25 protein-coding genes are annotated in these 26,217 nt (G+C 62.2%); 10 read left to right on the forward strand and 15 right to left on the reverse strand.

The features are described from left to right. Positions 1–15: 15 nt before the first annotated feature. From PRJ_RS00930 to tcyJ, 9 genes are all read right to left on the reverse strand, one after another. Positions 16–660: a methionine ABC transporter permease gene (locus PRJ_RS00930; RefSeq protein WP_010951601.1), complete on the reverse strand. Its 645-nt coding sequence runs from the start codon at positions 658–660 to the stop codon at positions 16–18. After that, entirely contained in the window at positions 650–1,759 is a 1,110-nt protein-coding gene (locus PRJ_RS00935) for a methionine ABC transporter ATP-binding protein (RefSeq protein WP_104960585.1), read from the reverse strand. The genes PRJ_RS00930 and PRJ_RS00935 overlap by 11 nt, the downstream gene beginning before the upstream one ends. A gap of 1 nt (position 1,760) precedes the next feature. After that, positions 1,761–2,561 (reverse strand): MetQ/NlpA family ABC transporter substrate-binding protein, encoded by an 801-nt coding sequence (locus PRJ_RS00940; RefSeq protein WP_104960586.1) that lies wholly within the window; start codon positions 2,559–2,561, stop codon positions 1,761–1,763. Beyond that, positions 2,554–3,939: an LLM class flavin-dependent oxidoreductase gene (locus tag PRJ_RS00945; RefSeq protein ID WP_104960587.1), complete on the reverse strand. Its 1,386-nt coding sequence runs from the start codon at positions 3,937–3,939 to the stop codon at positions 2,554–2,556. Before PRJ_RS00945 ends, PRJ_RS00940 begins: the two co-directional genes overlap by 8 nt. Then, the gene (locus tag PRJ_RS00950) at positions 3,939–5,120 is read right to left on the reverse strand and encodes an SfnB family sulfur acquisition oxidoreductase (RefSeq protein ID WP_104960588.1); all 1,182 of its coding nucleotides are present in this window, start codon (positions 5,118–5,120) and stop codon (positions 3,939–3,941) included. The genes PRJ_RS00945 and PRJ_RS00950 overlap by 1 nt, the downstream gene beginning before the upstream one ends. Positions 5,121–5,261: 141 nt before the next feature. After that, positions 5,262–6,503 (reverse strand): SfnB family sulfur acquisition oxidoreductase, encoded by a 1,242-nt coding sequence (locus PRJ_RS00955; protein ID WP_104960589.1) that lies wholly within the window; start codon positions 6,501–6,503, stop codon positions 5,262–5,264. A 314-nt stretch (positions 6,504–6,817) separates the two neighbouring features. After that, on the reverse strand, positions 6,818–7,576 hold the full coding sequence (gene tcyN / locus PRJ_RS00960; RefSeq protein ID WP_010951607.1) for an L-cystine ABC transporter ATP-binding protein TcyN: 759 nt from the start codon (positions 7,574–7,576) through the stop codon (positions 6,818–6,820). A gap of 2 nt (positions 7,577–7,578) precedes the next feature. Then, the gene (gene tcyL / locus PRJ_RS00965) at positions 7,579–8,247 is read right to left on the reverse strand and encodes a cystine ABC transporter permease (RefSeq protein ID WP_003255849.1); all 669 of its coding nucleotides are present in this window, start codon (positions 8,245–8,247) and stop codon (positions 7,579–7,581) included. Then, a complete protein-coding gene (gene tcyJ / locus PRJ_RS00970) occupies positions 8,244–9,038 on the reverse strand; it encodes a cystine ABC transporter substrate-binding protein (protein WP_014589324.1) in 795 nt (264 codons plus the stop codon). Before tcyJ ends, tcyL begins: the two co-directional genes overlap by 4 nt. Before the next feature lie 309 nt (positions 9,039–9,347). Here tcyJ and epsC point away from each other — a divergent pair, with 309 nt between their 5' ends. Both epsC and betT read left to right on the forward strand, forming a co-directional pair. Continuing rightward, positions 9,348–10,280 carry a serine O-acetyltransferase EpsC gene (gene epsC, locus PRJ_RS00975; protein ID WP_003255846.1) on the forward strand — a complete coding sequence of 311 codons (933 nt, stop codon included), beginning with the start codon at positions 9,348–9,350 and terminating at the stop codon, positions 10,278–10,280. Positions 10,281–10,592: 312 nt separating this feature from the next. Next, positions 10,593–12,554 carry a choline transporter BetT gene (betT, locus tag PRJ_RS00980; RefSeq protein ID WP_010951610.1) on the forward strand — a complete coding sequence of 654 codons (1,962 nt, stop codon included), beginning with the start codon at positions 10,593–10,595 and terminating at the stop codon, positions 12,552–12,554. 120 nt (positions 12,555–12,674) lie between these two features. Here betT and tauD read toward each other — a convergent pair whose 3' ends face one another. Genes tauD through tauA form a run of 4 tightly spaced genes read right to left on the reverse strand, consistent with a single transcriptional unit; the run spans position 12,675 to position 16,166 of the window. Next, complete coding sequence (gene tauD / locus PRJ_RS00985) at positions 12,675–13,508, reverse strand: taurine dioxygenase (protein WP_104960590.1); 834 nt, start codon at positions 13,506–13,508, stop codon at positions 12,675–12,677. A gap of 48 nt (positions 13,509–13,556) precedes the next feature. Further along, complete coding sequence (gene tauC / locus PRJ_RS00990; RefSeq protein WP_047603216.1) at positions 13,557–14,396, reverse strand: taurine ABC transporter permease TauC; 840 nt, start codon at positions 14,394–14,396, stop codon at positions 13,557–13,559. Further along, positions 14,393–15,181, reverse strand: coding sequence for a taurine ABC transporter ATP-binding subunit (gene tauB / locus PRJ_RS00995; protein WP_104960591.1), 789 nt, complete (start codon positions 15,179–15,181; stop codon positions 14,393–14,395). Before tauB ends, tauC begins: the two co-directional genes overlap by 4 nt. Before the next feature lie 13 nt (positions 15,182–15,194). After that, positions 15,195–16,166, reverse strand: coding sequence for a taurine ABC transporter substrate-binding protein (gene tauA, locus PRJ_RS01000; protein WP_020191047.1), 972 nt, complete (start codon positions 16,164–16,166; stop codon positions 15,195–15,197). A gap of 474 nt (positions 16,167–16,640) precedes the next feature. Here tauA and PRJ_RS01005 point away from each other — a divergent pair, with 474 nt between their 5' ends. From PRJ_RS01005 to PRJ_RS01040, 8 genes are all read left to right on the forward strand, one after another. Next, positions 16,641–17,978, forward strand: coding sequence for an OprD family porin (locus tag PRJ_RS01005; RefSeq protein ID WP_104960592.1), 1,338 nt, complete (start codon positions 16,641–16,643; stop codon positions 17,976–17,978). Positions 17,979–18,143: 165 nt separating this feature from the next. Next, positions 18,144–18,782, forward strand: coding sequence for a peroxiredoxin (locus PRJ_RS01010; protein ID WP_003255836.1), 639 nt, complete (start codon positions 18,144–18,146; stop codon positions 18,780–18,782). 219 nt (positions 18,783–19,001) lie between these two features. After that, a complete protein-coding gene (ssuE, locus tag PRJ_RS01015) occupies positions 19,002–19,595 on the forward strand; it encodes an NADPH-dependent FMN reductase (RefSeq protein WP_003255835.1) in 594 nt (197 codons plus the stop codon). 85 nt (positions 19,596–19,680) lie between these two features. Further along, complete coding sequence (locus PRJ_RS01020) at positions 19,681–20,646, forward strand: sulfonate ABC transporter substrate-binding protein (protein ID WP_104960593.1); 966 nt, start codon at positions 19,681–19,683, stop codon at positions 20,644–20,646. A 59-nt stretch (positions 20,647–20,705) separates the two neighbouring features. After that, on the forward strand, positions 20,706–21,854 hold the full coding sequence (gene ssuD, locus PRJ_RS01025) for an FMNH2-dependent alkanesulfonate monooxygenase (protein WP_104960594.1): 1,149 nt from the start codon (positions 20,706–20,708) through the stop codon (positions 21,852–21,854). Positions 21,855–21,864: 10 nt separating this feature from the next. Continuing rightward, positions 21,865–22,662, forward strand: a complete 798-nt coding sequence (gene ssuC / locus PRJ_RS01030; RefSeq protein WP_003255831.1) for an aliphatic sulfonate ABC transporter permease SsuC — start codon at positions 21,865–21,867, stop codon at positions 22,660–22,662. Further along, positions 22,659–23,471, forward strand: coding sequence for an aliphatic sulfonates ABC transporter ATP-binding protein (gene ssuB, locus PRJ_RS01035; RefSeq protein ID WP_003255830.1), 813 nt, complete (start codon positions 22,659–22,661; stop codon positions 23,469–23,471). The genes ssuC and ssuB overlap by 4 nt, the downstream gene beginning before the upstream one ends. Positions 23,472–23,498: 27 nt before the next feature. After that, the gene (locus PRJ_RS01040) at positions 23,499–23,714 is read left to right on the forward strand and encodes a molybdopterin-binding protein (RefSeq protein WP_003255829.1); all 216 of its coding nucleotides are present in this window, start codon (positions 23,499–23,501) and stop codon (positions 23,712–23,714) included. 142 nt (positions 23,715–23,856) lie between these two features. On the opposite strand, the gene PRJ_RS01045 is transcribed toward PRJ_RS01040, so the two are convergent. Together PRJ_RS01045 and gshA are read right to left on the reverse strand one after the other, a co-directional pair. Further along, positions 23,857–24,489, reverse strand: a complete 633-nt coding sequence (locus tag PRJ_RS01045) for a TetR/AcrR family transcriptional regulator (protein WP_104960595.1) — start codon at positions 24,487–24,489, stop codon at positions 23,857–23,859. Further along, the gene (gene gshA / locus PRJ_RS01050; RefSeq protein WP_104960596.1) at positions 24,489–26,081 is read right to left on the reverse strand and encodes a glutamate--cysteine ligase; all 1,593 of its coding nucleotides are present in this window, start codon (positions 26,079–26,081) and stop codon (positions 24,489–24,491) included. Before gshA ends, PRJ_RS01045 begins: the two co-directional genes overlap by 1 nt. Between the last annotated feature and the right edge of the window lie 136 nt (positions 26,082–26,217).

A 26,217-nucleotide genomic window follows, 5' to 3' on the forward strand; every position in this document is an offset into this window, starting at 1 on the left:
AGCAGCCCTCAGATTTCAACGCTTGTTCAAACCCTTCGCCAGGCGGTCCCCGCCCAGCTGGATCAACGCCACTAACGCTACCAGCATGGCGATCACGGTCAGCATGATCTGGCTGTCGAAACGCTGGTAGCCATACCGATAGGCGATATCCCCCAGCCCGCCGGCACCAATCGCCCCGGCCATCGCCGACGAGTTGATCAAGGTCACCAAGGTAATGGTGAAGCCCCCGACGATCCCCGGCAGCGCCTCGGGCAACAGTACATGCCAGACGATGTGCCAGCGCCGGCAGCCCATGGCCTGTGCGGCTTCCACCAGACCATGGTCGACCTCACGCAGGCTGACCTCGGCAATCCGCGCAAAGAACGGTGTGGCGGCAATGGTCAGCGGCACCACTGCCGCCCACACACCATAAGTGGTACCCACCACCAGGCGGGTGAAAGGAATCAGCGCAACCATCAGGATCAGAAACGGAATCGAGCGGAACAGGTTGACGAAGGCGCCCAGCACCCGGTTCAGCAGCCGCGCCTCGAAGATCCCGCCCTTGTCGCTGGTCACCAGCAGCACCGCCATGGGTACACCCACCAGCAGGGCGATCAGTGACGAAACCCCAACCATCAGCAGCGTATCCAGCAAGCCTTCCAGCAGGCGATCAATCCACATGGCCCAATACCTCCACGTCCTCGGCCCAACGGCGGGCACGTTCCAGCAATTGATGGGTGTCGTGCGGCGAGTGTTGCACCGAGAGGATGAGTTGCCCCAAGGCATGTTCGCCGATGGTTTCCACGCCGCCCTGCAGCAGACGCACACGCCCGCCCAGGTCGTTGAACAGGGCAGACAGCTCTGGCTCGCCGAGCACCGTCAGTTTCAGCACTACGGCGCTGTTGCCGCTCGCCGGGTGGGCCTGGAGGCTGGCTTGCAGTGCGGCGGGTAGCTTGGCCTGCAAAGGGGCGAGCAGGGTGCGGGTAACCTCGTGACGAGGTGAACCAAACACCCGCCAGACCTCGCCCTGCTCGACCACTGCGCCGCGTTCCAGCACCACTACCCGGTGACAGATGTCGCGAATCACTGCCATTTCGTGGGTGATCAGCACGATGGTCAGGCCCAGGCACTGGTTGATATCGCGCAGCAGCTCCAGGATTGAGGCGGTGGTTTCCGGGTCCAGCGCCGAGGTGGCCTCGTCGCACAGCAGGATCTCGGGGCTGTGCACCAGTGCCCGGGCAATGCCCACGCGCTGTTTCTGCCCGCCGGACAGTTGCGCCGGGTACACGTGATGTTTTTCCTGCAGGCCGACCAGTTCCAGCAGTTCGTGCACTTTGCGCTGGCGCTCGGCCCTGGGCACGCCGGCGACCTTCAAAGGCAATTCCACGTTCTGCCACACGGTCTTGGCCGACATCAGGTTGAAGTGCTGGAAGATCATGCCGATGCGCCGGCGCAGGGCCACAAGCTGGTCCTCATTGAAAGGCGCGATATCCACCTGGTCGATCAATACGCGGCCCTGGCTGGGTTGCTCCAGGCGGTTGATGGTGCGCAGCAGTGATGACTTACCGGCGCCGCTGCGGCCGATGATGCCGAAGATCTCGCCATGGCGGATGTTCAAGTCAATGCCTTGCAAGGCCGGTTGCGCCTGGCCCGGGTAGGTCTTGCCCAGGCCGATGAAGCGCACGTGAGCTTCATTTACCTCGGGGCGCAGGGCCTGTTCCCTGGCCAATGGCGGCAGTGCTTGGGGTGTGGGCGCTCTGAGCGCGCTGGCCTGGCTCATTTCAGCCTTCCCAGCCGGCTTGGTAGAGCTTGCCGTGAGCTTTGTTCAACGCAGCGCGCACCGCTGGCGAATGCTGGTAGATGTCGACGAACTTGGCCAGGCGTGGATCGTCCTTGCTTTGCGGGCGAATGACGAACTCGATCACGTATTCCTTGTTTTCCAGCCCGTCGAACAGCAACGCCGAGGTGGTATCGAAGGTGTTGGCCAGGCGGATGTAGGCCGGGTAACCCTGCACCAGGTCGGCGTCGTCGTAGGCACGTACCAGTTGCACCGCCTCGACCTGAAGGATCTTCAGCTTTTTAGGGTTGGCGACGATGTCATCCTCGGTGGCCTTGTAGCCCACGCCGGGCTTCAGGGTGATCAACCCGGCCTTGGCCAGCAGCAGCAGGCCACGGCCGCTGTTGATCGGGTCGTTGGCGATGGCCACGCTGGCGCCTTCAGGCAGCTCGGCAAAGCTTTTGTACTTTTTCGAGTACAGGCCAACGTTGTTGATGATGCCCGGGGCGTAAGGCACGAGGTTGAAGCCTGCAGCAGCCTTGGCGTTTTCCAGGAACGGGATGTGCTGGAAGTAGTTCGCGTCGATGTCGCCGCTGTTGAGGCTGACATTGGGCGCAATCCAGTCGCTGAACTCGATCAGCTTCACTTCCAGGCCTTGCTTGTGGGCTTCTTCAACCGCGGCTTCCAGCGGAATGGCAAAGGCCGAGGTGGTGCCGATCTTCAACGGCTCGGCAGCAAGGGTACCGGCGCACAGGCCGAGGGTGATGGCAATGGCCGCGACGGGCCGGAACAGTTTCTCAAGCATGGTGCAGGGCTCCAGTCGGGGTAGGGGTAAAGCGGTAAGCCGAGCCAGGGTGGTCGGCGGGTAAGTGCGGGTGGTCGGTATGGAACAGTTTTTCGCGCAGGGTGCCTTCGGTGTAGGCAGTCTTGTAGCGGCCACGCTGCTGAAGTTGCGGGATGACCAGCTCGACGAAGTCCTCGAAGCTTTCCGGGGTGACGGTGCGGGTCAGGTTGAAACCGTCCAGGCCGGTTTCATCGATCCACGCGATCAACTGCTCGGCCACCTGTTCAGGCGCGCCGACCAGGGTTACGTAGCGGCCGCCCAGGGCGTGCTGTTGCAACAGGCGCCGGCGGGTCCAGGCGTTGTCTTGCAACTGGCGCGTGGCTGACTGGATGGCGTTGCCCTGGTTGAAGGCAATGGGTTGGTCCAATTCATAGGCGGCGAAGTCGATGCCAGTGGACGCGGCGAAGTGCGCGACGCCCGCTTCGGCGCTGGCGTGGCGCAGGTACTCGGCATGTTTGGCCTGGGCCAGTTGCTCGGTGGCCGCAACGATCACCGTGATGCCCATGAACACCTTGACCGCCTGCGGGTCGCGGCCGGCGGCCTGGGCGGCCGCGCGAACCTTGTCGACCTGGGCGCGGGTGGCTGCCTTGTCCTGGCCACTGATGAACACGCATTCGGCATGGTTGCCGGCGAAGGCCAGGCCACGCGGCGAGCTGCCGGCCTGGAACAGCACCGGGGTGCGCTGCGGTGAGGGCTCGCACAGGTGGTAGCCTTCGACCTTGTAGAACTCGCCCTGGTGCTGAACCTTGCGCACCTTGTCGGGCGTGGCATAGACGCGATGCTCGCGGTCGGCGACCACTGCGTCATCGGCCCAGCTGCCTTCCAGCAGCTTGTACAACACCTGCAGGTATTCATCGGCCTGGTCGTAGCGGCGATCATGCTCCGGTTGCTGCGCCAGGCCCATGGCCCGGGCAGCGCTGTCGAGGTAGCCGGTGACAATGTTCCAGCCCACCCGGCCATTGCTCAGGTGGTCGAGTGTGGAAAGGCGCCGGGCGAACAGGTACGGCGCCTCGTAGGTGAGGTTGGCGGTAAGGCCAAAACCCAGGTGACGGGTGACCGCAGCCATGGCGGACACCAGCAGCAGCGGGTCGTTGACTGGCAGCTGGATCGACTCCTTGAGGGTGACGTCCAGTGACTCGCCGTAGATGTCGTAGGTACCGACGATGTCGGCAATGAAAAGCCCGTCGAACAGACCGCGCTCCAGCAGGCGTGCCAGGTTGGTCCAGTAGTCCAGGGTCTTGTACTGGGTCGAAGTGTCCCGTGGGTGGGTCCACAAACCGTGGTTGATGTGCCCGATGCAGTTCATGTTGAAGGCATTGAGCAGAATCTGCGTGGCCATCAGATGGTCCCCCGGCGTGGCGGGTTGGCATCGTTGAGGTAGTAGTTGCCGATGGCGTGGTACTTCCAGCGCACCGGATCATGCAGGGTGTGCACGCGAGCGTTGCGCCAGTGGCGGTCGAGGTTGTGTTCGGCCAATGTTGCCTGGCTGCCGCCCAGTTCGAACAGGGTGGTACCGGCGGCGAGGGAAATTTCGGTGCTGATGGCGCGTGCTTCGGCCACGGCAATGGAGGCGGCGGCCACGTTGTCGGCAGTGCTGTCGTCGCGGGCGCGGTCGAGGTATTCGCCTGCGCGCTCCAGCAGGGCTTCGGCCGCGTGCAAGCGGACCGCCAGATGGCCGAAACTTTTCAGCGTCAGCGGGTCATCCGTGGCCTTGTCCAGGCCGGAGTCGACCCACGGACGGCTGCGGGTGCGCACGAAGTGCAGGGCGTCTTCATAGGCGGCGCGGGCAATGCCGGTGTCGATGGCGGCATGGAGGATCTGCGCCAGCGGGCCAACCGGGGTGGGGCGCTCGAAGGCGCTCTGGAACGGCACCACGTCCGCTGCGCTGACGTACACGTTATCGAACACCACCGAACCGCTGCCGGTGGTGCGCTGGCCGAAGCCGCTCCAGTCGTCGATCACCTGCAGCCCCTGGCTGTCGGCCGGGACGAAGGCCAACTGTTGTATACCTTGTTCATCCACGACCGAGGTTGGAATGCGCTGGGCATAGATGGCGCCTGTGGAATAGAACTTGCGCCCGTTGATGCGGAAACCGTCGCCGTCACGGCTCAGGCGGGTGGTGCGCTCGTGGGCGGTCTTGGTGCCCAGCTCGGCCAGGGCATTGCCGAAACGGCGGCCGGCCAGTACCTCGGCGTACAGGCGCTGTTGCTGTTCGGGGCTGCCGTTTACCCGCAGCACTTCCAGACCGTAGAAATGATTCTGCGGAATCTGCCCGAGCGAACCGTCGGCCTGCGCGATACGGGCGATGACCTTGGCCAGGGTGACGTTGGACACGCCGGCACCGCCGAAGGCTTTGGGCACGCTGATGGCCCACAGGCCGGAACGGGTGAACAGCTCGAGTTCGGCGAGCGGCAGGCGGCGCTCGCGGTCGCGCAAGGCGCTGTCGCGGCGCAGTTGCTGGGCGATGTCTTCGGCGACGGCCAGGGCTTGGGCGTCGCTGGTGATGATAGCAATTGTCATGGAGTTCTCCGGGGGCCGCTTCGTGGCCCTTCGCGGGCTTGCCCGCTCCCACAGGTAAAGTGATGCCGGTTCAGGCGGTGACAATCCTGTGGCAGCGGGCAAGTCCGCGAAGGGCTGCGCAGCAGCCCCAAAGGCAGCAAATCAGATCCAGGAATGCCGTGCAGGCAGGGTGCCGTTAAGGTGGTAAGCGCCCACCGCGTGGTACTTCCAGCGCACCGGGTCGTGCAGGGTGTGCACCCGGGCATTTCGCCAGTGGCGGTCGAGGTTGAACTCGGCAAGGGTGGCGCGGCTGCCGGCCAGCTCGAACAGCTTCTCGCTGGCCTGCAGGGCAATCTCGGTGGTCAGCACCTTGGCCTCGGCCACCGCAATCGAGGCCCGTGCCGCGTTGGCTGCGTCGATAGGCGCAGCATTGACCTCGTCGAGTACCCGAGCAGCTTTGCGCAGCAGTGCTTCGGCGGCGTGCAGCTCGAGTTTCAGGCGGCCGATGTCGGCAATTACATAAGGGTCGTCACTGGCACGGTCGACGTTGGCTTCAATCCACGGCCGGGACTTTTCGCGCACGAACGTGATCGCATCATCGATAGCTGCTTCGGCGATGCCGGCGTCGATCGCCGCCTGGATCAGCTGCGAAGCGGCGCCCTGAATGTTGGGGATATCGCGCTGGCGCCAGTTGTCGATCACCAGTTCCGCGTCCACCGGCACCTGGTCCAGCAGCACGGTACCGCTGGCGGTGGTGCGCTGGCCGAACCCGGACCAGTCATCGACAATGCGCAACCCCGGGCTTCCCCGGCGCACGAATGCCAGGCGCTGGCGGCCTTCATCGTCTAGGGCTTTTACCGCCACCCAATGGGCGAACAAGGCACCGGTGGAGTAGAACTTCTCGCCACTTATGCGGTAGCTGTCGCCGGCGCGCGTGATTCGGGCCTTGAGGGTGAGGGTATCCCTGGTGCCACGTTCAGGCCCGGCATTGCCGATGCGCCAGCCGTCGAGCACGCTGCGGAAGATCAGCGCTTGCTGCGCCTCGCTGGCCGTCAGGCGCAGCAGTTGCAGCATGCCGAACTGGTTCTGCGGGATCTGCCCCAGGGCGGGGTCGGCGGCGCTGATCAGGCGGAACACTTCGGCGACGGTTGCGAACGACACGTCGGGGCCACCGTAGGCCTTGGGTACGGTGATGCTGCCCAGACCGCTGCGGGTAAACAGTTCGATTTCGGCCCAGGGCAGTTTGCGTTGCTGGTCGCGTCGGGCAGCTTGCTCACGGGCGACCTCGGCCAGCTCGCGGGCCGCTTGCAGGGCTTCGGCGTCGTTGCGCAGTACCTTGGCCGGCAGCAGCGGGGGCGAGCTGTCGAGATCGCTATGGAATTGGGTGTTGGCTTGGCTGGGCATCAGTGCCGCTCCTTGGCTGCACTCAATGCCCTGGCGTTACGCACTGGGGTGATTGTGATCCTGACCATTCCTGACCTCACAAAATAGTTATGTCGCTACAGCTGATCGCGACAGACGTGTGCTGGTCCGGTGGTCCGGTATATATACCCTAATGATTTATAAAAATTTTATGAACTAACTTTTTGGAATATTTATAGAAGGGGGATTGGTTACAGAGGTGCCGGGCTCTTCGCGGGTAAACCCGCTCCTACACATATGCCTCAAGATCTGTGCACTGTAGGAGCGGGTTTACCCGCGAATGGGCCGGAACAGGTTTACTCGGAGGCCGCAGTCCCGAGGAACTTGCGCAAGAACTGCCGCGTACGCTCTTCCTTCGGCGCTGCAAACAGGGCCTTGGCCTCGCCCTGCTCCACGATCACGCCCTTGTCGAAGAAGATCACCCGGTTAGCCACATCCCGGGCAAAACTCATCTCGTGGGTGACGATGATCATGGTGCGCTTTTCCTCGGCCAGGCCGCGGATGGTCGCCAGTACTTCACCGACCAGCTCCGGGTCCAGCGCCGAGGTCGGTTCGTCGAACAGGATTACCTCCGGTTCCATGGCCAGGGCACGGGCGATGGCCACGCGTTGCTGCTGGCCGCCGGACAGGCGCCGTGGGTAGGCGTCTTCCTTGCCCGCCAGGCCGACTTTGGCCAGCAGGCGCCGGCCAAGCTCGATGGCCTGCTCGCGGGGCGTCTTCTTGACGATCACCGGCCCCTCGATCACGTTCTCCAGGGCGGTGCGGTGGGGGAACAGGTTGAAGTTCTGGAACACGAACCCGGCCTGCTGGCGCAAACGGCGAATCGCACTCTGTTGCCCGCCCAAAGGGCGGTTGGCATCGATACTGATGGCGCCGATCTGGATCTGCCCGGCATCGGGGGTTTCCAGCAGGTTAAGGCAGCGCAGGAAGGTGGTTTTGCCCGAGCCACTGGGGCCGATGATGGCCACCACTTCACCGGGCTGCACGGTCAGGTCGATACCGTTGAGCACGGTCTGGCCCTTGAACCGCTTGGTCAGGCCTTTGACTTCAATCATGCTCAATGCTCCTGGTCATGCTGGTTGACCCGCGCTTCCATGCGGTTCTGGAAGTGCGCAAGGATGCTGCACAGCACCCAGTAGATGACCGCGACCGCCACGTACATGGTGAACACTTCGAACGTGCGCGCAGTAATCAGCTGGGCTTGGCGGAACAGCTCGGGCACCTGGATGGTCGCCGCCAGGGCGGTGTCCTTTACCAGCGAGATGAAGCTGTTGCCCAGCGGTGGCAACGCGGTGCGCAAGGCCTGTGGCAGGATCGCCCGGCGCATGGCTTGCACGCGGGTCATGCCGATGCTGGCGGCTGCTTCCCACTGGCCCCGGTCGATCGAGGAAATGGCTGCGCGCAGGATCTCGCAGATATAGGCCGCCATGTTCAGCGACAGGCCGATCAGCGAAGCGGGGATCGGGTCCAGCTCGATGCCGATTTGCGGCATGCCGAAATAGATGACGAACAGCTGCACCAGCAGCGGCGTGCCGCGGAAGAACGACACGTAGACCCGAGCCAGCCAGTTCAGCGGCAGAATCTTCGACAGCCGCATCAGCGCCAGGGCAAAGCCCAGCACCAGACCGAAGAACATGCCGCCGACACTGAGCAGCACCGTATAACCCGCGCCCTTCAGCAGGAAGGGCGCGGAGTCGACAACGAGTTGCAGGCTTTCAGCGATCATTTGGTGACATCGGCACCGAAGTACTTCTCGGACAGCTTGGCCAGCGTGCCGTCAGCTTTTAGCTTGTCGATGGCCTTGTTGATGGCTGCCAACAGTTCCGGCTCACCTTTGCGCATGGCCACGCCGCTTTCCAGGCGCGAGAAGGCATCGCCGGCAAGTTGGGTGTCCTTGGCTTTTTGCGCGTATTCCAGCGCCGCCAGGCGGTCGATCAGGATGGCGTCGATACGGCCGTTGCGCAGGTCAGCGAACTTGCTTGGGTCATCTTCATAGGTGCGCACATCGGCTTGCGGCACGTCCTTTTTAACCCACTGTTCGTAGTTGGTGCCAAGGCCTACGCCGACCTTTTTGCCGGCCAGGTCCTGTGCGCCCTTGATGTTCAGCTGCTCGGCTTTCTTCTTCAGGATCAGTGCCTGGATGCCGGAGACAGTGTAGGGCTCGGAGAAGTCGTACTTTTTCTTGCGCTCTTCGGAAATGGTCACCTGATTGACCACTACATCCAGGCGTTTGGATTCCAGCGCGGCGAGGATGCCGTCCCACTTGGTCGGCTGGATCTTGGCCTTGACCCCCAGCTCCTTGGCCAGCAGCTCGGACAGCTCCACTTCGAAGCCGGTCAGTTTGCCGTTTTCGTCCTGGAAGCTGAATGGCGGGTAGGTGCCCTCGAGGCCGACGTTGATGACGCCTTTTTCCTGGATGGTCTTCAATTGCTCGCCGGCGAAAGCCTGGCTGAGCAGGCCGGCACCCAGCAGGAGGGCCAGGCTGGCGTTGAGTAGCGGTTTGGCGAATTTCGACATGGCAGAGCCCCGCGCTTGTTGTCTAGGTAGTGAGGTGGCGACTATAGGGTTGGCTGATTAGGCCGGGAAATACTAAAAAATCACTTTAATATTCCATTTTTTGATTTTTGCCAGGTGCCGGCTGCTTTGAGGGTAGGCGACGATACCCACTCCGTCATCGCGGCTTATGCCTGACTTAGCGCAGGATGGAATAAAGCGTTGTTTTTTCCAAGCCTCGGATTTGCCGTAAAGTGGATTGCATGCAGGCAGGTTCGGCCCTTTCGCGGGCCTGGCAACAAAATCAGATGGCCTATACGGCAGGAGAAAACCGTGAGCGAACAACCTTCATCCGCGCATTGGCAGTTGCAGAGCATTGTCACTGGCCTGCGCGGGGCCCGTGAGCAATGGCGCACCCGTAATGGCCGCAGTATTGGCGAGCAGGGCGGGCGCGAGCTGCCGTCGCGCGAAGCGATGCGACAGATTCTGGAGCAATTGTGCGGGGCGCTGTTCCCCATGCGCCTGGGGCCAGTCGACCTGCGCGAAGAAAGTGAAGACTTCTACGTCGGCCATACCCTGGATGCCGCGCTGACCGCCTTGCTGGCCCAGGCTCGTCTTGAACTTCGCTACGCAGCACGGCAAAGCAAGGCTGAGCTGGCGGGCGTCGACGCCCGTGCGCTGAGCCTGATCCAGGGCTTTGCAGCTGCGCTGCCGGAACTGCGCGTTCTGCTCGACACCGATGTGCTGGCCGCCTACCACGGCGACCCGGCAGCGCGCAGCGTCGATGAAGTGCTGCTGTGCTACCCGGGCATCCTGGCGATTATCCACCACCGGCTGGCACACCACCTGTACAAGGCTGGGCTGCCGCTGCTGGCGCGGATCAGTTCGGAGCTGGCGCATTCGGCCACCGGTATCGACATTCACCCGGGGGCGCAGATCGGCCCGAGCTTCTTCATCGATCATGGTACGGGTGTGGTCATTGGTGAAACCGCGATCATCGGCGAGCGCGTGCGCATCTACCAGGCGGTGACCCTGGGCGCCAAGCGTTTCCCCAGCGATGAGTCGGGTACGCTGCATAAAGGCCTGCCACGCCACCCGATCGTCGAGGACGATGTGGTGATCTATGCCGGGGCCACGGTGCTGGGGCGTATTACCATCGGTAAGGGTTCGACCATTGGCGGTAATGTGTGGCTGACGCGCAGTGTGCCGGCTGAAAGCAACATTACTCAGGCCAACCTGCAACTGGATTGCCAGGACAAGAACTGATCCCGCATTGCAATTGCCTGTGCTGGCCTCTTCGCGGGCAAGCCCGCTCCTACAAAGAACATACCAATGTAGGGGAGGGCTAACCCGCGAAAAGGCCGGAGCAGGACGACACCAATCAGCGCCCCAATTCGCATTGAAATCCGATCCATGTTTAACTTGAACGCTTGTTCAATGAAAAAACGCTGGTCCGCTGCCGGTGTTCAACAGGAGGATTCCTTTGCTGAACCCGTTCATTCCGAACCTCACGTCATTCGACGAGGTGCACGCCCTATGAGTGCACCGAACCCTTCCCTTGCCAATGGCAAGATCCGCATGAACCCCCCGGTGTTCTACTTTGCGGCGAGTTTCATCCTCATCTTTGGCCTGGTAGTCATCTCCAACCCGCAAGCCGCAGGTGACTGGTTGCTGGCGGCGCAGAACTGGGCGGCCAACACGGTCGGCTGGTACTACATGCTGGCGATGACGCTGTACCTGGTCTTCGTGGTGGTCACCGCCTTGTCTGGCTACGGCAAGATCAAACTCGGTGCCGACCACGACGAACCCGAGTTCAGCTACCTGTCGTGGGCCGGCATGCTGTTCGCCGCCGGCATCAGCATCACGCTGTTCTTCTTCTGTGTCTCCGAACCGCTGACCCACATGCTGCAACCGCCGCAAGGCGAAGCCGGCACGGTCGAGGCCGGGCGCCAGGCGATGCAGATCCTGTTCCTGCACTGGGGCCTGCATGGCTGGGGGGTGTTCGCCTTCGTCGGCATGGCATTGGCCTATTTCGCCTACCGGCACAACCTGCCGCTGGCCCTGCGTTCGGCGCTGTACCCGCTGATTGGCAAGCGCATCAACGGCCCAATCGGCTATGCGGTGGATGGCTTCGGCATCATCGCTACGGTGTTCGGCCTGGGCGCCGACATGGGCTTTGGGGTGTTGCATCTGAACGCCGGTCTGGACTACCTGTTCGGCATCAGCCACAGCCAGTGGGTGCAGGTGATCCTCATCACCCTGATGATGGGCGCGGCTGTGGCCGTAGCCGTGGCCGGGGTGGAGAAGGGGGTGCGGGTGATGAGCGATATCAACCTGTTCCTGGCCTGTGCGCTGCTGCTGTTCGTGCTGTTCGCCGGGCCTACCCAGCACCTGTTCAACACGCTGATCCAGAACCTGGGCGACTACCTGGGTGCGTTGCCGCGCAAGAGCTTCGACGTGTATGCCTATGGTGAAAACCGTGGCTGGCTGGGCGGCTGGACCGTGTTCTACTGGGCCTGGTGGATTGCCTGGGCGCCGTTCGTGGGCCTGTTCATCGCCCGCATCTCCCGTGGCCGTACCATCCGTGAGTTCGTCTTTGGCGTGCTGCTGATTCCGCTGGGCTTCACCCTGGCGTGGATGTCGATCTTCGGCAACAGCGCCCTGGACCAGGTGATCAACCACGGCATGACCGCACTGGGTCAGTCGGCGCTGGATAACCCGTCGATGAGCCTGTACCTGCTGCTGGAAACCTACCCCTGGAGCAAGGCAGTGATCGCCACCACGGTGTTCATCAGCTTCGTGTTCTTCGTCACCTCGGCTGACTCGGGCACCGTGGTGCTGTCGACCTTGTCGGCCAAGGGTGGTGACGCTGATGAAGATGGGCCGAACTGGCTGCGTATCTTTTGGGGGGCGATGACTGCACTGATCACCAGCGCGCTGTTGTTCGCTGGCAGCATCGATTCGCTGAAGTCGGCAGTGGTGCTGACGTCGCTGCCGTTCTCGCTCATTCTGCTGTGCATGATGTGGGGGCTGCACAAGGCGTTCTACCTGGAGTCGCAGCGGCAGATCGCGCAGATGCACTCGCTGGCCCCGTTCGCCCAGTCACGTCGCGGTCGTGGCGGCTGGCGCCAGCGCCTGAGCCAGGCGGTGCACTTCCCGTCGCGTGATGAGGTGTACCGCTTCATGGATGATGTGGTGCGCCCGGCGATTGCCGATGTGCGTGAAGTGTTCGAGCAGAAAGGCCTGGTACTGATTACCCAGGACGACCCTAGCCATGACAACGTCAGCCTGAAGATTGGCCATGGCGAGGAACAGCCGTTCATTTACCAGGTGCAGATGCGTGGCTATTTCACACCATCGTTCGCCTTGGGGGGGCTGGGTACGCAGGAGTTGAAGAACCGCCGCTATTACCGGGCGGAGGTGCACCTGAGCGAAGGCAGCCAGAACTATGACCTGGTGGGCTACAGCAAGGAGCAGATCATCAACGACATCCTCGACCAGTATGAGCGGCACATGCAGTACCTGCACCTGGTCCGCTGACCAAGCTCTCCTGTCCTGGCCTCTTCGCGGGCTTGCCCGCTCCCACAGGCACGGCACCGGTTTCGAACCCTGTGTCGTACCTGCGGGATCGGCCCGCGAAGAGGCCAGGACGGGCAACCGCTAGAAGGGTGCATCCCCAAGGATGGTTGCCCGGTGCATCACCCGCCGGTTCGGCCGGTAATCATCCACCGCAAAATGCTGGGTCACGCGGTTGTCCCAGAACGCCACGTCATGCTCCTGCCAACGCCAGCGAATGCTGAACTCCGGTCGCGTCGCATGGGCGAACAGCAGCCTCAGCAGCGCATCGCTTTCCAGTTCGCTCAGTTCATTGATGCGTGTAGTGAACCCTTCATTGACGAACAACGCCTTGCGCCCGCTCACCGGATGCGTGCGCACCACCGGGTGCGACAGCGGTGGGTTGTTGCGCCGGGTGGCCTCCCAGCGCGCCAGGTCTTGCGGCGTGGTGCCAAAGCGCTCCAGCGGGAACGACTTGGTGAAGTCGTGGGTAGCGGTCAGCCCGTCCAGCATTTCACGCAGCGGCGCCGACAAGGCTTCGAAGGCCGCAATGCCGCTGGCCCAAAGGGTATCACCACCGTAAGCAGGCAATTGCTTGGCGCTGAGTACCGCGCCCAGTGCCGGGGTCGGCAAAAAGGTCACGTCGGTGTGCCACACGGCGTTGTCGCGCACATCGGTAACCGCCGTGTCGAGCACCAGCACCTGTGGGGTGTCTGGCACGTTGGGGTAAATCGGGTGGATGTGCAGGTCGCCGAAGCGTGCGGCAAAGCGCGCCTGCTGTTCCGGGTTGATCGGCTGGTCGCGGAGGAACAGCACCTGGTGCTGGAGCAGTGCCTGTTCGATGGCATCGCGCTCTTCTGCGCTGATATCGCGGCTGATGTCCACGCCGCTGATCTGGGCGCCGAGTGCTGGGCTTAGGGGAGTGATGGTCAGGCTCATGTCGGTCTCTTCAATCGGGCGCCAGTGTGCTGGCGTGGACAATGGAGTTCAGTGAATCTGCCCATGCCAGGGCACCAGCTTGCGTTGCAGGGCACGCAGGCTCATTTCCAGAGCGAAGGCGATCAGAGCGATCAGCAGGATGCCCAGCACCACCACGTCGGTGACCAGAAACTGCGCCGCCGACTGCACCATGAAGCCCAGGCCGCTGGTGGCGGCTATCAGTTCGGCGGCCACCAGGGTCGACCAGCCGACCCCCAGGCCAATGCGGATGCCGGTAAGGATGTCTGGCAATGCACTGGGCAAAATGACGTGGCGGATCAGTTGGGCCTTGGTTGCACCCAGCGACTGCGCCGCCCGCAGCTTGGCCGGGTCTACCGTGCGCACACCGGTGGCTGTGGCAATGGCGATGGGGGCGAAGATTGCCAGGTAGATCAGCAGCACTTTCGACAGCTCGCCGATACCGCACCAGATGACGATCAGTGGCAGGTAGGCCAGCGGCGGGATGGGCCGGTAGAACTCGATCAGCGGGTCGAGAATGCCGCGGGCCACGCGGTTGTAGCCGATGGCGATGCCGACTGGTATTGCGGTCAGGGTCGCAGCCACCAGCGCCAGACCGATGCGGCCAAGGCTTGCGCTCAGGTGCTGCCACAGGCTGGCATCCATGTAGCCTTGGGTGAGCAAGGTCCATGCCTTGGCCAGGATGTCGCCGGGCGAGGGCAGGAACAGGGGCTCTACCCAGCCGGCGGCCGTCACCAGCCACCAGACCAGTAGCAGGCTGGCCAGGGTCAGGGTGCTGATCCAGCGGGTAGACAGCGGGCGGCGTAGCGTGGCAGCTGGCCGGGTTTGGGCGTCGTGTTTGCCGGCGACCGGCAGGTCCAGGCTGCTCATGCGCGCTCCTGCAGGCTTTGGCGTTGGGAAAACACCCGCGCCAGCACATGCTCGCGGGTTTCGATGAACGTTGGATCGGACTTGATGGCCCGGGCCGATTCGCCAGCGGCATAGCGCTGGCCGAAGTTCAGCTGCAGGCGTTCCACTACGCGTCCCGGGTTGGGCGCCAGCAGTACCAGTTCGCTGGCGAGGAACACCGCTTCTTCGATGTCGTGGGTAATCAGGAACACTGGCTTGGCGGTGCGTTGCCAAACTTGCAATAGCAGCTCTTGCATCTGCTCACGGGTGAAGGCATCGAGGGCACCGAACGGTTCATCCATCAGCAATACCCGAGGGTCAGCCGCCAGCGCCCGGGCGAGGCCCACGCGCTGCTTCTGGCCACCGGACAATTGCCAGATACGCCGTTCGCCGAAGCCATCGAGGTCGACCAGGGTGAGCATTTCGCGGGCCTTGGCCTCACGCTGGGCGCGGGGTACGCCGGCCAGTTCGAGGCCGAAGGCGACATTGCCCAGCACGTTCTGCCATGGCAGCAGGGCATCGTCCTGGAACACCACGCCGCGTTCTGCACCGGGGCCCTGCACCGGCACACCATCGAGCGTGATGTGACCGCCACTGGGGGCGACGAAGCCGGCGATAAGGTTGAGCAGTGAGGTCTTGCCGCTGCCGGAAGGCCCCAGGGCCACCAGCAGTTGGCGTGGCCCCAGGCTCAGGTTGATATCGGCCAGCACCGGGGTGCTGGCGCCTGGGTACTGTGCGCTGATGCGCTCCAGCTCGAGCAAGGCCATGACGGGCTCCGGATCAGTTTGGAAGGAACTTGGCGCTGACGTACGGCGAGTAGTCCGGCAGCACTGCTTCGACTTTGCCTTGCTGCTTGAGGAAGTTGGCGGTGTCCGTCAGCGCCTGGGTGGTCGGCGCGCCCAGGGCGTGGGCCTGGTCAGCGGCCAGCGGGTAGACGTTGCCCTCCAGCAGCACCGGGATGTCGCTGGCCTTGGCACCGGACAGCTTCACCAGCTTGTCTACGTTGCCCTTGTCGGCCAGCCAGGCTTTCGGGTCTTTGCGGTAGTCGGCGTAGGCATCAAGGGTGACTTTGGCAAAGGCCTTGACCACATCAGGGTGTTTCTCGGCGAAGTCCTTGCGCACGATCCAGGCATCGAAGGTAGGCGCGCCTTTCTGCGCCAGTTCGCCGGAGGTGATCAGGACCTTGCCGTTTTCCTTGGCCACGCCCAGAGCCGGGTCCCACACGTAGGTCGCATCGATGTCGCCGCGCTTCCAGGCGGCAATGATGGCCGGCGGCGCCAGGTTGAGAATCTGTACCTTGGAAGGGTCGATATTCCAGCTTTTCAGTGCGGCAAGCAGGCTGTAATGGCCGGTGGACACGAACGGGACGGCGACCTTCTTGCCGATCAGGTCTTGCGGCGACTTGATGCTGTCACGGGCCACCAACGCTTCACCCGCGCCAATCTGGGTGGCGATAAGGAAGGTCTCGACCGGCAGCTTGCGGGTGGCGGCAGCGGCCAGCGGGCTGGAGCCCAGGTAGCCGATCTGCACGTCGCCGCTGGCCACTGCAGTGATCACGTCTGCGCCGTTATCGAACTTGCGCCAGTCGATGCTGGCCTTGCTGGCTTTTTCGTAGTCGCCATCGACCTGAGCCACTTTGGCCGGGTCGACAGTGGTCTGGTAGGCCACTGTCAGGTCGGCTGCCTGGGCCAACCAGCTGGTGCTGGCGAGGGTCAGGGCGGCGAACAGGCGCAGCGGAGCGTGCGGGATCATGGTTGAACCTCTCGTCAGGCAAGTCGTGTTGGATAACGAGAAGGCTAAATGATCTAAGAAAATTAAAATAAATAACTTTTTTGCATTAGCTTAGGAGCCAAACGCTTTAAAGCCATGACCCCTGACGAAGCCAGAGGTGCCTGCAAGACCCTATAGAACGATTTGGCATTAGGTTATGAGCAAACGTTTGCAAATAACCAAAAGTTATTAGAAGATTCTCTGCTACAACGGATGGCAGTAAAGGTTCCTAACATATTCCTTAAAAGTCTTACAAATTCATAAAACAGTCATTTTGGATTTATAGGATTGTCATTATCCTGTAGCGCAGGTGGCGTCTTAGACCAAAGTCGCGAAACGTTTAGAAACGATTGACTTAACGGTCACGCTTTGGGACTAAATCGCCCATCCCGGTGAGCGGGGCATCAGACCCCTCCGCCAGAGATACACAAAAATTAGAACGTAGAGGAGCAAAACATGTACAAGTCCAGCCTGGCTCTGGCCGTGGCACTGGGGGTTCTCGCCCAACAAGCAGGCGCTGCCGGTTTCGTTGAGGACAGCAAGCTGTCGCTCAGCTCGCGCACCATGTACTACGACAACAACAACCGTGAAGCCCACGGTACTGTTCGTCCGGATCAGCGCGAAACTGGCCAAGGTTTCAAACTTGACTATATTTCGGGTTTCACCGAGGGGACTGTTGGCTTTGGTGTTGATGCCCAGGCATTGTGGGGTATCCACCTGGATGGTGGCCGTGGCTACCACAAAAGCGGCTTCATGCCAGACGACAGCAATGGTTCTTCTGTAAACCAGTGGGCTCGTTTCGGCGCTAACGCAAAAGCGCGCTTCTCCAAAACCGAAGTGCACTACGGTAGTGCGCTGGCGCCTAACCTGCCGATCCTGGTCGCCAACGACGGCCGTGTGCTGCCTCAAACCTTCGAGGGTGGCACCATCCAGTCGAAGGAAATCGACAACCTGACCATCAACGCCGGTCAGCTGACCCACGCCATGGGCCGTGCTTCGAGCAACCGTACCGGTCTGTCTGTTTCCGGCGCGTCTGCTGACAGCAACAAGTTCCGCTACGGTGGCTTGGACTACAAGCTCACGCCAGACCTGACGCTGCAGTACTACTATTCGAACCTGGAAGACTTCTACAAGCAGCATTTCCTGGGCGCGACTCACGTATTCAAAATCGCTGACGATCAGTCGTTCAAAACCGACCTGCGTTACTTCGACAGCAGCAGCGACGGCAAGAACGGTAGCGGCGGTGGTTACAACTTCGATAACAACAAGGGTTACGCCAAAACCAATGGCGAGGTCGACAACAAGACCTGGTCCGCAATGTTCACGTACACCTTGGGTGGTCACTCGCTGCTGTTGGGCCATCAGCAAATTAGTGACGACGGTGGTTTCGTCTGGCTGAACCAGGGCGGCGTGGTTGACGGCAACGGTCGTAACGAAGGCGCCGGTGGCTCCAGCTTCTACCTGTTCACCGACAGCATGATCAACCAGTTCGCCAAGGCCGGTGAAAACACCACCTTCGGTCAGTACGCCTACGACTTCGCTCGCCTGGGCGTGCCGGGCCTGAAAGCGTCGGTTTCCTACCTGAAAGGTGAAGATGGCAAGAATGCCAATGGCAACGGCCACTTCAGCGAATGGGAACGTGACGCCCGTGTCGACTACGTTATCCAGGACGGCACCTTCAAGGGCCTGGGCGCCAGCCTGCGTCACGGCGTCTACCGTGGCACCGGCACCAGCTCGCTGGCTGACCAGGACCAGACCCGCCTGATCTTCAACTACACTTACAACTTCCTGTAAGCCGTAGCTGAAAAAGAAGCCTCGCCTGATGCGAGGCTTTTTTGTGCCTGCAGATTTATATGTATTTTGGTTATAAATAAATTGTTATTTATTCTTTTTGTTTTTAACCGATTGCAGGCACATTGAACCCATAAGGTACAGAACCTAGCCCAGGAGCCGCAGCCCATGAGCCTCAAACTCGGTGATATCGCCCCCGATTTCGAACAGGATTCCAGCGAAGGCAAGATCCGCTTCCACGAGTGGCTGGGCAATAGTTGGGGGGTGTTGTTCTCCCACCCGGCCGACTTCACCCCGGTGTGCACCACCGAGTTGGGCCTGACCGCCAAGCTGAAGGACGAGTTTGCCAAGCGCGGGGTCAAGGCCATCGCCCTGTCGGTGGACCCGGTCGACTCGCATCACAAGTGGATCGATGACATCAACGAAACACAGAATACCGTGGTCAACTTCCCGATCATTGCTGACGCTGACCGCAAGGTGTCCGACCTTTACGACCTGATCCACCCGAACGCCAGCGACACCCTGACCGTGCGCTCGCTGTTCATCATCGACCCGAATAAAAAGGTGCGCCTGACCATCACCTACCCGGCCAGTACCGGGCGCAACTTCAACGAAATTCTGCGGGTGATCGACTCGCTGCAGCTGACCGACAACCACAAGGTCGCCACACCCGGTAACTGGCAGGACGGCGACGAAGTGGTGATCGTGCCTTCGCTCAAGGATGAGGAGGAGATCAAGCAGCGCTTCCCCAAAGGTTACCGGGCGGTCAAACCCTATCTGCGCCTGACCCCTCAACCCAATCGTTAATGGATTCCTCGTTGCATTGCTCTTAGCCAAGCAGGGATTTTCGGGCCGTTTCGACGGCCCTTTTTTATGCCTGCAAAAAACCTGTGGGAGCGGGCGCGCCCGCGAAGAGGCTCTCGTGGATAAAGACAATAATGGAATAAACAAATGAAAAAATATGATTTCTAGATATATGTAGCAGCTGTTAATGTCACCTCCAACAGAACACAAGGAAGCGCAGCAATGCTGGTCGTCTCAATCGGTGGTAGCCCAAGTCTCCGTTCACGCTCCGGCGTGCTGCTCGAGCGTTCGCGCCAGTGGCTGCAGGATCGCGGCGTTGAAGTGGTGACGTTCCAGGTGCGTGACTTCCCCGCCGAAGACCTGCTGCATGCCCGTTTCGACAGCCCGCATGTGCAACACTTTCAACAGCTGGTGGCCCAGGCCGATGGCCTGATCGTCTCCACCCCGGTGTACAAGGCTTCGTTTTCCGGTGCCCTGAAAACCTTGCTTGACCTGCTGCCCGAGCGCGCCCTGGCTCACAAGATCGTGTTGCCCATCGCCACTGGCGGCAGCATCGCCCACATGCTGGCGGTGGATTACGCATTGAAGCCGGTGCTGTCGGCACTCAAGGCACAAGAGACCCTGCAAGGGATCTTTGCCGACGACAGCCAGGTGGCTTACGCAGAAGGCACAAAGCCCGCGCAGTTGGTACAGGCGCTGGAAGAACGCCTGCACGACTCGCTGGAAACCTTCCACGTTGCCCTGGCCCGTCGGCCGCGCCCCGTGGCCCCCGGCGTACTGAACGAACGTCTGATCAGCGCTCGCTGGAGCATCTGAACGGCATTACCCGCTTCACCACCTTACTCGCCCGTTAACGAGGCAAGCAGGTGCAACCCGAACCCCATTCGCACAGGAGAGCGCCATGCGCACAGTCTTCTTGCGTCGTGGTCTGGTCGCCCTGTTTGCGGCGGCTGTGTCCTTCGGCGCCATTACCCAAGCCCAGGCCGAGAGCCTGCGTATCGGTTACCAGAAATACGGCACCTTGGTGCTGCTCAAGGCCAAGGGCACGCTGGAGAAGCGCCTGGCCGAGCAGGGAGTACAGGTGCAATGGACCGAATTCCCCGGCGGCCCGCAGCTGCTTGAAGGGCTGAACGTCGGTTCCATCGATTTTGGTGTCACCGGCGAGACCCCGCCTGTGTTCGCTCAGGCCGCCGGAGCCGACCTGCTCTACGTGGCCTACGAGCCGCCAGCGCCGCACAGCGAAGCGATCCTGGTGCCCAAGGGCTCGCCGATCCAGTCGGTGAAGGACCTCAAGGGTAAAAAGGTCGTCCTCAACAAAGGCTCCAACGTGCACTACCTGCTGGTCCGCGCCCTGGAAGACGCCGGCCTCAAGTACAACGACATCCAGCCTGTCTACCTGCCGCCGGCCGACGCCCGCGCCGCCTTCGAGCGCGGCAGCGTGGATGCCTGGGTGATCTGGGACCCGTACCAGGCCGCCGCCGAGCAGCAGCTGCAAGCGCGCACCCTGCGTGACGGCAAGGGCCTGGTCGACAACCACCAGTTCTACCTCGCCACCCGCAACTATGCGACACAGCACCCAGCGGTGATCAACACCGTGATCGAGGAAGTGCGCGCCGTGGGTGAATGGTCCCAGGCCAACCCGCAAGAGGTGACCGACCAGGTTGCCCCGCTGCTCGGCCTGCCTGCCGGCATCACCCTGACCTCTGTCAAACGCCAAGGCTACGGCGCTGCGCCGCTGACCCCAGAGGTGGTGGCCGCGCAACAGAAGATCGCCGACACCTTCCAGGCGCTCAAGCTGATACCCAAGCCGCTGAGCATCAAGGACGTGATCTGGACACCCCCTGCCAAAGTCGCTAGCGCGCGTTGATTGACTGCCAGTGCCGGGGCGCCGCTCCGGCTAGAGCCACCCTTGAGGAGACGACTCCAATGAGCCTTAACATTTTCTGGTTCCTCCCAACCCACGGTGACGGCAAGTACCTGGGCACTTCCGAAGGCGCACGTGCGGTCGACCACGGTTACCTGCAGCAGATCGCGCAGGCCGCCGACCGCCTTGGTTTTGGTGGGGTGCTGATCCCGACCGGGCGTTCCTGCGAGGACTCCTGGCTGGTGGCCGCGTCGCTGATCCCCGTGACCCAGCGCCTGAAGTTCCTCGTAGCCCTGCGCCCGGGCATCATTTCGCCGACCGTGGCAGCACGCCAGGCGGCCACCCTCGATCGCTTGTCCAATGGCCGTGCGCTATTCAACCTGGTGACCGGTGGTGATCCGGACGAGCTGGCGGGTGACGGCCTGTACCTGAACCACCAGGAGCGCTACGAAGCTTCGGTCGAGTTCACCCGTATCTGGCGCAAGGTGCTGGAAGGCGAAAACGTCGATTACGACGGTAAGCACATCCAGGTAAAGGGCGCCAAGCTGCTCTACCCACCGATTCAGCAACCACGGCCACCGCTGTATTTCGGCGGCTCGTCCGAGGCCGCCCAGGACCTGGCGGCCGAACAGGTCGAGCTGTACCTGACCTGGGGCGAGCCACCGGCAGCCGTTGCCGAGAAGATCGCACAGGTGCGCGAAAAAGCGGCTGCTCAAGGGCGCGAAGTACGCTTCGGTATCCGCCTGCACGTGATCGTGCGGGAAACCAACGAAGAGGCTTGGGCCGCCGCCGAGCGCCTGATCTCGCACCTGGACGATGACACCATCTCCCGCGCCCAGGTCTCGCTGGCGCGTTTCGACTCGGTGGGCCAGCAACGCATGGCCGCCCTGCATGGCGGCAACCGCGACAACCTGGAAGTCAGCCCCAACCTGTGGGCAGGTGTTGGCCTGGTACGGGGCGGCGCGGGTACCGCGCTGGTGGGCGACGGCCCGACCGTGGCAGCACGGGTCAAGGAATATGCCGACTTGGGCATCGATACCTTCATCTTCTCGGGTTATCCACACCTGGAAGAGTCTTACCGCGTGGCGGAGCTGCTGTTCCCGCACCTGGATGTGCAGCGCCCAGAGCAGCCGAAAACCGGTGGTTATGTAAGCCCGTTCGGCGAAATGGTGGCCAACGACATCCTGCCCAAATCTGTGTCGCAGAGCTGAGGGCCTGGCCATGAGTCGTGCAACTTCTTCCAATCTGACCCAGCGCTTGGCGCCGTGGGCGCTGCCGGTGCTGCTGTTGGCCATATGGCAACTGGCCGTCAGCGCGGGCTGGCTGTCGACGCGTATCCTGCCGGCACCTAGCGCAGTGGTAAGCGCTGGCGTCGAGCTGGTACGCAGCGGCGAAATCTGGACCCACCTGGCCATCAGCGGCTGGCGTGCAGGCCTGGGCTTTGTCATCGGCGGCAGCATCGGCCTGGTACTGGGCTTCATCACCGGCTTGTCGAACTGGGGCGAGCGCCTGCTCGACAGCTCGGTACAGATGATCCGCAACGTGCCGCACCTCGCGCTGATCCCGCTGGTGATTCTGTGGTTCGGTATCGACGAATCGGCAAAGATCTTTCTGGTCGCGCTGGGCACGTTGTTCCCGATCTACCTGAACACCTACCACGGCATCCGTAACGTTGACCCAGCGTTGGTGGAAATGGCGCGCAGTTACGGCTTGTCCGGCTTCGGCCTGTTCCGCCAGGTGATCTTGCCGGGGGCGCTGCCTTCGATCCTGGTGGGTGTGCGTTTCGCCCTTGGCTTCATGTGGCTGACGCTGATTGTTGCCGAAACCATTTCGGCCAACGCCGGCATCGGTTACCTGGCAATGAATGCTCGCGAATTTCTTCAGACCGACGTGGTAGTGCTGGCCATCGTCCTGTATGCCGTGCTCGGCAAGCTTGCCGACCTTGCGGCCCGAGGCCTGGAGCGTGTGTGGCTGCGCTGGCACCCGGCCTATCAAGTTGCCAGGAAGGAGGGCGCATGACCGTGCTCAAGGAACAGCCGCCACGCCTGCTGCGTGGCACCCCGCTGGCCTCCAAGGGCCTGCGCAAGACTTTTGGCCAACGCGAAGTTCTGAAGGGTATCGACCTGCACATTCCGGCCGGCCAGTTCGTGGCCATTGTCGGCCGCAGCGGCTGCGGCAAGAGCACTTTGCTGCGGCTGCTGGCCGGGCTGGACCAGCCCACCGCCGGGCAACTACTGGCGGGTGCCGCGCCGCTGGAAGAGGCCCGTGAAGAAACCCGCCTGATGTTCCAGGACGCGCGGCTGCTGCCGTGGAAGAAGGTGATAGACAACGTTGGCCTTGGGCTGTCTGGCGACTGGCGTCAGCGTGCGCTGGAGGCCTTGGATGCGGTTGGCCTGGCCGACCGCGCCAACGAATGGCCGGCAGCGCTCTCGGGAGGCCAGAAGCAGCGCGTGGCTTTGGCCCGAGCCTTGATTCACCAACCCCGCCTGCTGCTGCTGGACGAGCCACTGGGGGCGCTGGATGCATTGACCCGCATCGAGATGCAGCAACTGATCGAACGCCTGTGGCGTCAGCACGGCTTCACTGTGCTGCTGGTGACCCACGACGTCAGCGAGGCGGTTGCCGTGGCTGACCGGGTGATCCTGATCGAGGACGGCGAGGTCGGGCTCGACCTCACTGTTGACCTGGCACGGCCCCGGGCGCGTGGTTCGCACCGTCTGGCCGCGCTGGAAAGCGAAGTGCTCAACCGTGTTCTGTCCACCCCGGGCACTGCGCCCGAGCCGGATCCTGTAGCCCCTCTGCCCACGCAACTGCGCTGGGCGCATTGAATCCCAGAAGCCAAAAGGAAACAAACCATGACTATCAAAGCCATCAACGTTCGCAACCAGTTCAAAGGTACTGTGAAAGAAATCCTCGAAGGCCCGGTACTGTCGGAAATCGACGTGCAGACGGCTTCGGGTATCGTCACTTCGGTGATTACCACCCGTTCCGTGCGGGAGCTGGAGTTGCAGGTGGGCAGTGAAGTGATTGCCTTTGTGAAGTCGACCGAAGTGTCTATCGCCAAGCTGTGATGCGGCGGGTCGATATTGGGGCTGCTTTGCAGCCCTTCGCGGGCACGCCCGCTCCCACAGGTACTTCGCAAGCTCCAGGGTGCGCGCGGGCTCTGTGGGAGCGGGCTTGCCCGCGAAGGGCCGCCAAGCGGCCCCAGATTTCTCAGCTGGAACGCTTGGCCAGAAACGGCGGCAGATACAACCCCAGATACGCTTCGAACACCCGCTTGCCTTCCTCGGCCATGCGCGGGGTGATCGCCTCGTGCAGCTGCACCGACCGTGCATACACCCGGTCGCTCAACTCCATGGCCAGGGCAAACACATCCACATCCGGTGGCATCACCGGCAGGTGAAAATGCTGGTCGAACAACTTGTGCATCAAGTCGCCCAGTTCCATGTCGTGCTGCCGGTCGGCCTGCACTACCTCGCTCAGGCCATGCTGCGCCAGGATCAACTGCCGCGCCGCGGCATCCTCGTGATAGATATCAAGCATGCGTTGTTCGATCAGCCGTGACAGTTCGTGCCAGGTGCTGAACGTGCTGCTGTCGATCGGAGCGCTCAGGGCTTCGCGAAACGCCCGGTGCACATCTGCAGTAAGTGCCTCCAGCAAGGCGGGCACGCTGGCGAAGAAGTGATACACCGACGAAGGCGGAATCTGCGCCCGCTCGGCCACGCTGTAGATAGAAAGAGCTGCCACCCCTTGTTCGGCCAACAGCTCACGCGCAGCCGCCAGGATCGCCTCGATCCTGGCCTGGCTGCTGGCGCGCGGTTTGCGCGGGGTGGTGGTGCGGCTCATCAACTGCTGATTGCCAGGATGCTGGCCTGGTAGGCGCCGACGAACAGGTCGAAGTCACCGACTTCGTCTTGCTCCAGCTCGGACTGCCTGGCGAGCGATTCGCGGGCCAGCGTCTCGAATGCTTGCTGCTTTTCGTTGCTCAGCGGTTGCTCGCGGAAAGTCTCGGCGTGCACACGGCTCTGGCGCATCGAGAACTGGACGAAGCTTTCGTCATGCTCGGTCATGCGTGCCAGCACCTGGGCCGACGGGGTCAGCGAGGTGTCGTCGACCTTGGCCTGCTGCGCATCCAGGGCCTTGGCGTGCTCATCAGAGCCTTGCGCCTGGTCGAGCAGATTGGCCAATTGGCGGATACGCTCGATCAGCTCGCTGGCCCAGTCTTTCAGGCTGATCGGCTGGCCATTGCGGTGCAACTCCAGGCCCGGACGACGGCCTTCCTTGACCACGGTCAGGAAGTTGCTGGTGCACTGGCCGCACTCACCGTTGTCCAGTTGCGGGCTTTCTTCCAGCGCGCAGAACAGCAGGAATGCGTCGAGGAAGCGCGCCTCGGTCAGGTCGATACCGACCGGCAGGAACGGGTTGATGTCCAGGCAGCGCACTTCCACATACTGCACACCCCGCGAGGTCAGGGCCTGGATCGGCCGCTCGCCGGTGTAGGTGACGCGCTTGGGGCGGATGTTCGAGTAGTACTCGTTTTCGATCTGCAGAATGTTGGTGTTCAGCTGAACCCACTCACCATCCACATGCGTGCCGATTTCAACGTAAGGCGGGTAGGGCGTGCCAACGGCCTTGCGCAGGCTGTCGGTGTAGCTGGCCAGGTTGTTGTAGCAGGGCGTAAGACCAGCCTGGGCGTTGCTCTGGTAACCCAGGTCGCTCATGCGCAGGCTGGTGGCATAAGGCAGGAACAGGGTTTCGGCATCCAGCTCTTCGAGCTGGTGCGGGCGGCCACGCAGGAAGCCTTTGTCCAGGGCCGGCGAGGCGCCGAACAGGTACATCAGCAGCCAGCTGTAGCGGCGGAAGTTACGAATCAGCGCGATGTAGGCCGACGACTGGTAGTCGCGGTCATTTTCCGTGCTACCTTCGGCTTCGCGCAGCAGTGGCCAAAGCGCTTCGGGCAGCGAGAAATTGTAATGAATACCGGCGATGCACTGCATGGTGCGGCCGTAGCGCAGGGCCAGGCCCTTGCGGTAGACGTGTTTGAGCTTGCCGATGTTCGAGCTGCCGTACTCGGCGATCGGGATATCCTCCTCGGCCGGCAGCGTGCACGGCATCGACGGGCTCCACAGGTATTCGTCGCCCAGCTTGCTGTAGACGAAACGGTGGGTCTCTTCGAGGCTTTCGAGCACCTTGGCCGGGTCGGCCAGCGCTGGGGTGATGAACTCCAGCAGCGACTCGGAATAATCGGTGGTGATCTGCTCGTTGGTCAGCGCCGATCCCAGTGCTTCCGGATGCGGGGTCTGGGCCAGGCGACCTTCATCGGTCACGCGCAGGCATTCGCGCTCAATACCGTGCAGGCACTGCTTGAGCAGGGGGAGATTGGCGCCGAGCAGGCTCAGGCGGCGGTTGAGGAGTTCGCTCAAGATGTATTCCTTCACGCGTCAGTCGCCCCAATATGGGGGTAGAGATAACGGTCTACAAGGGTAGGAAGAAAGGAACTGGCGTTGTCGCCTGGTTTACGCGGTTCCAGCAGTGCCAGCGCACTGCTGAAAATACCGCAGATACTGCTTGGTG

It is taken from the genome of Pseudomonas sp. XWY-1 (assembly GCF_002953115.1).
GTDB lineage: Bacteria > Pseudomonadota > Gammaproteobacteria > Pseudomonadales > Pseudomonadaceae > Aquipseudomonas > Aquipseudomonas alloputida.

Coding starts and splice junctions, on each gene's coding strand:
- ssuD (WP_104960594.1), top strand. CDS start 20,706: ATGAGCCTTAACATTTTCTGGTTCCTCCCAACCCACGGTGACGGCAAG.
- PRJ_RS00955 (WP_104960589.1), bottom strand. CDS start 6,503: ATGCCCAGCCAAGCCAACACCCAATTCCATAGCGATCTCGACAGCTCG.
- tauD (WP_104960590.1), bottom strand. CDS start 13,508: ATGAGCCTGACCATCACTCCCCTAAGCCCAGCACTCGGCGCCCAGATC.
- tcyL (WP_003255849.1), bottom strand. CDS start 8,247: ATGATCGCTGAAAGCCTGCAACTCGTTGTCGACTCCGCGCCCTTCCTG.
- ssuC (WP_003255831.1), top strand. CDS start 21,865: ATGAGTCGTGCAACTTCTTCCAATCTGACCCAGCGCTTGGCGCCGTGG.
- PRJ_RS00930 (WP_010951601.1), bottom strand. CDS start 660: ATGTGGATTGATCGCCTGCTGGAAGGCTTGCTGGATACGCTGCTGATG.
- tauC (WP_047603216.1), bottom strand. CDS start 14,396: ATGAGCAGCCTGGACCTGCCGGTCGCCGGCAAACACGACGCCCAAACC.
- PRJ_RS01010 (WP_003255836.1), top strand. CDS start 18,144: ATGAGCCTCAAACTCGGTGATATCGCCCCCGATTTCGAACAGGATTCC.
- tcyJ (WP_014589324.1), bottom strand. CDS start 9,038: ATGTCGAAATTCGCCAAACCGCTACTCAACGCCAGCCTGGCCCTCCTG.
- PRJ_RS00945 (WP_104960587.1), bottom strand. CDS start 3,939: ATGGCCACGCAGATTCTGCTCAATGCCTTCAACATGAACTGCATCGGG.
- PRJ_RS00935 (WP_104960585.1), bottom strand. CDS start 1,759: ATGAGCCAGGCCAGCGCGCTCAGAGCGCCCACACCCCAAGCACTGCCG.
- tauB (WP_104960591.1), bottom strand. CDS start 15,181: ATGGCCTTGCTCGAGCTGGAGCGCATCAGCGCACAGTACCCAGGCGCC.
- PRJ_RS01045 (WP_104960595.1), bottom strand. CDS start 24,489: ATGAGCCGCACCACCACCCCGCGCAAACCGCGCGCCAGCAGCCAGGCC.
- ssuB (WP_003255830.1), top strand. CDS start 22,659: ATGACCGTGCTCAAGGAACAGCCGCCACGCCTGCTGCGTGGCACCCCG.
- tcyN (WP_010951607.1), bottom strand. CDS start 7,576: ATGATTGAAGTCAAAGGCCTGACCAAGCGGTTCAAGGGCCAGACCGTG.
- PRJ_RS00940 (WP_104960586.1), bottom strand. CDS start 2,561: ATGCTTGAGAAACTGTTCCGGCCCGTCGCGGCCATTGCCATCACCCTC.
- ssuE (WP_003255835.1), top strand. CDS start 19,002: ATGCTGGTCGTCTCAATCGGTGGTAGCCCAAGTCTCCGTTCACGCTCC.
- PRJ_RS01020 (WP_104960593.1), top strand. CDS start 19,681: ATGCGCACAGTCTTCTTGCGTCGTGGTCTGGTCGCCCTGTTTGCGGCG.
- betT (WP_010951610.1), top strand. CDS start 10,593: ATGAACCCCCCGGTGTTCTACTTTGCGGCGAGTTTCATCCTCATCTTT.
- tauA (WP_020191047.1), bottom strand. CDS start 16,166: ATGATCCCGCACGCTCCGCTGCGCCTGTTCGCCGCCCTGACCCTCGCC.
- PRJ_RS01005 (WP_104960592.1), top strand. CDS start 16,641: ATGTACAAGTCCAGCCTGGCTCTGGCCGTGGCACTGGGGGTTCTCGCC.
- PRJ_RS00950 (WP_104960588.1), bottom strand. CDS start 5,120: ATGACAATTGCTATCATCACCAGCGACGCCCAAGCCCTGGCCGTCGCC.
- PRJ_RS01040 (WP_003255829.1), top strand. CDS start 23,499: ATGACTATCAAAGCCATCAACGTTCGCAACCAGTTCAAAGGTACTGTG.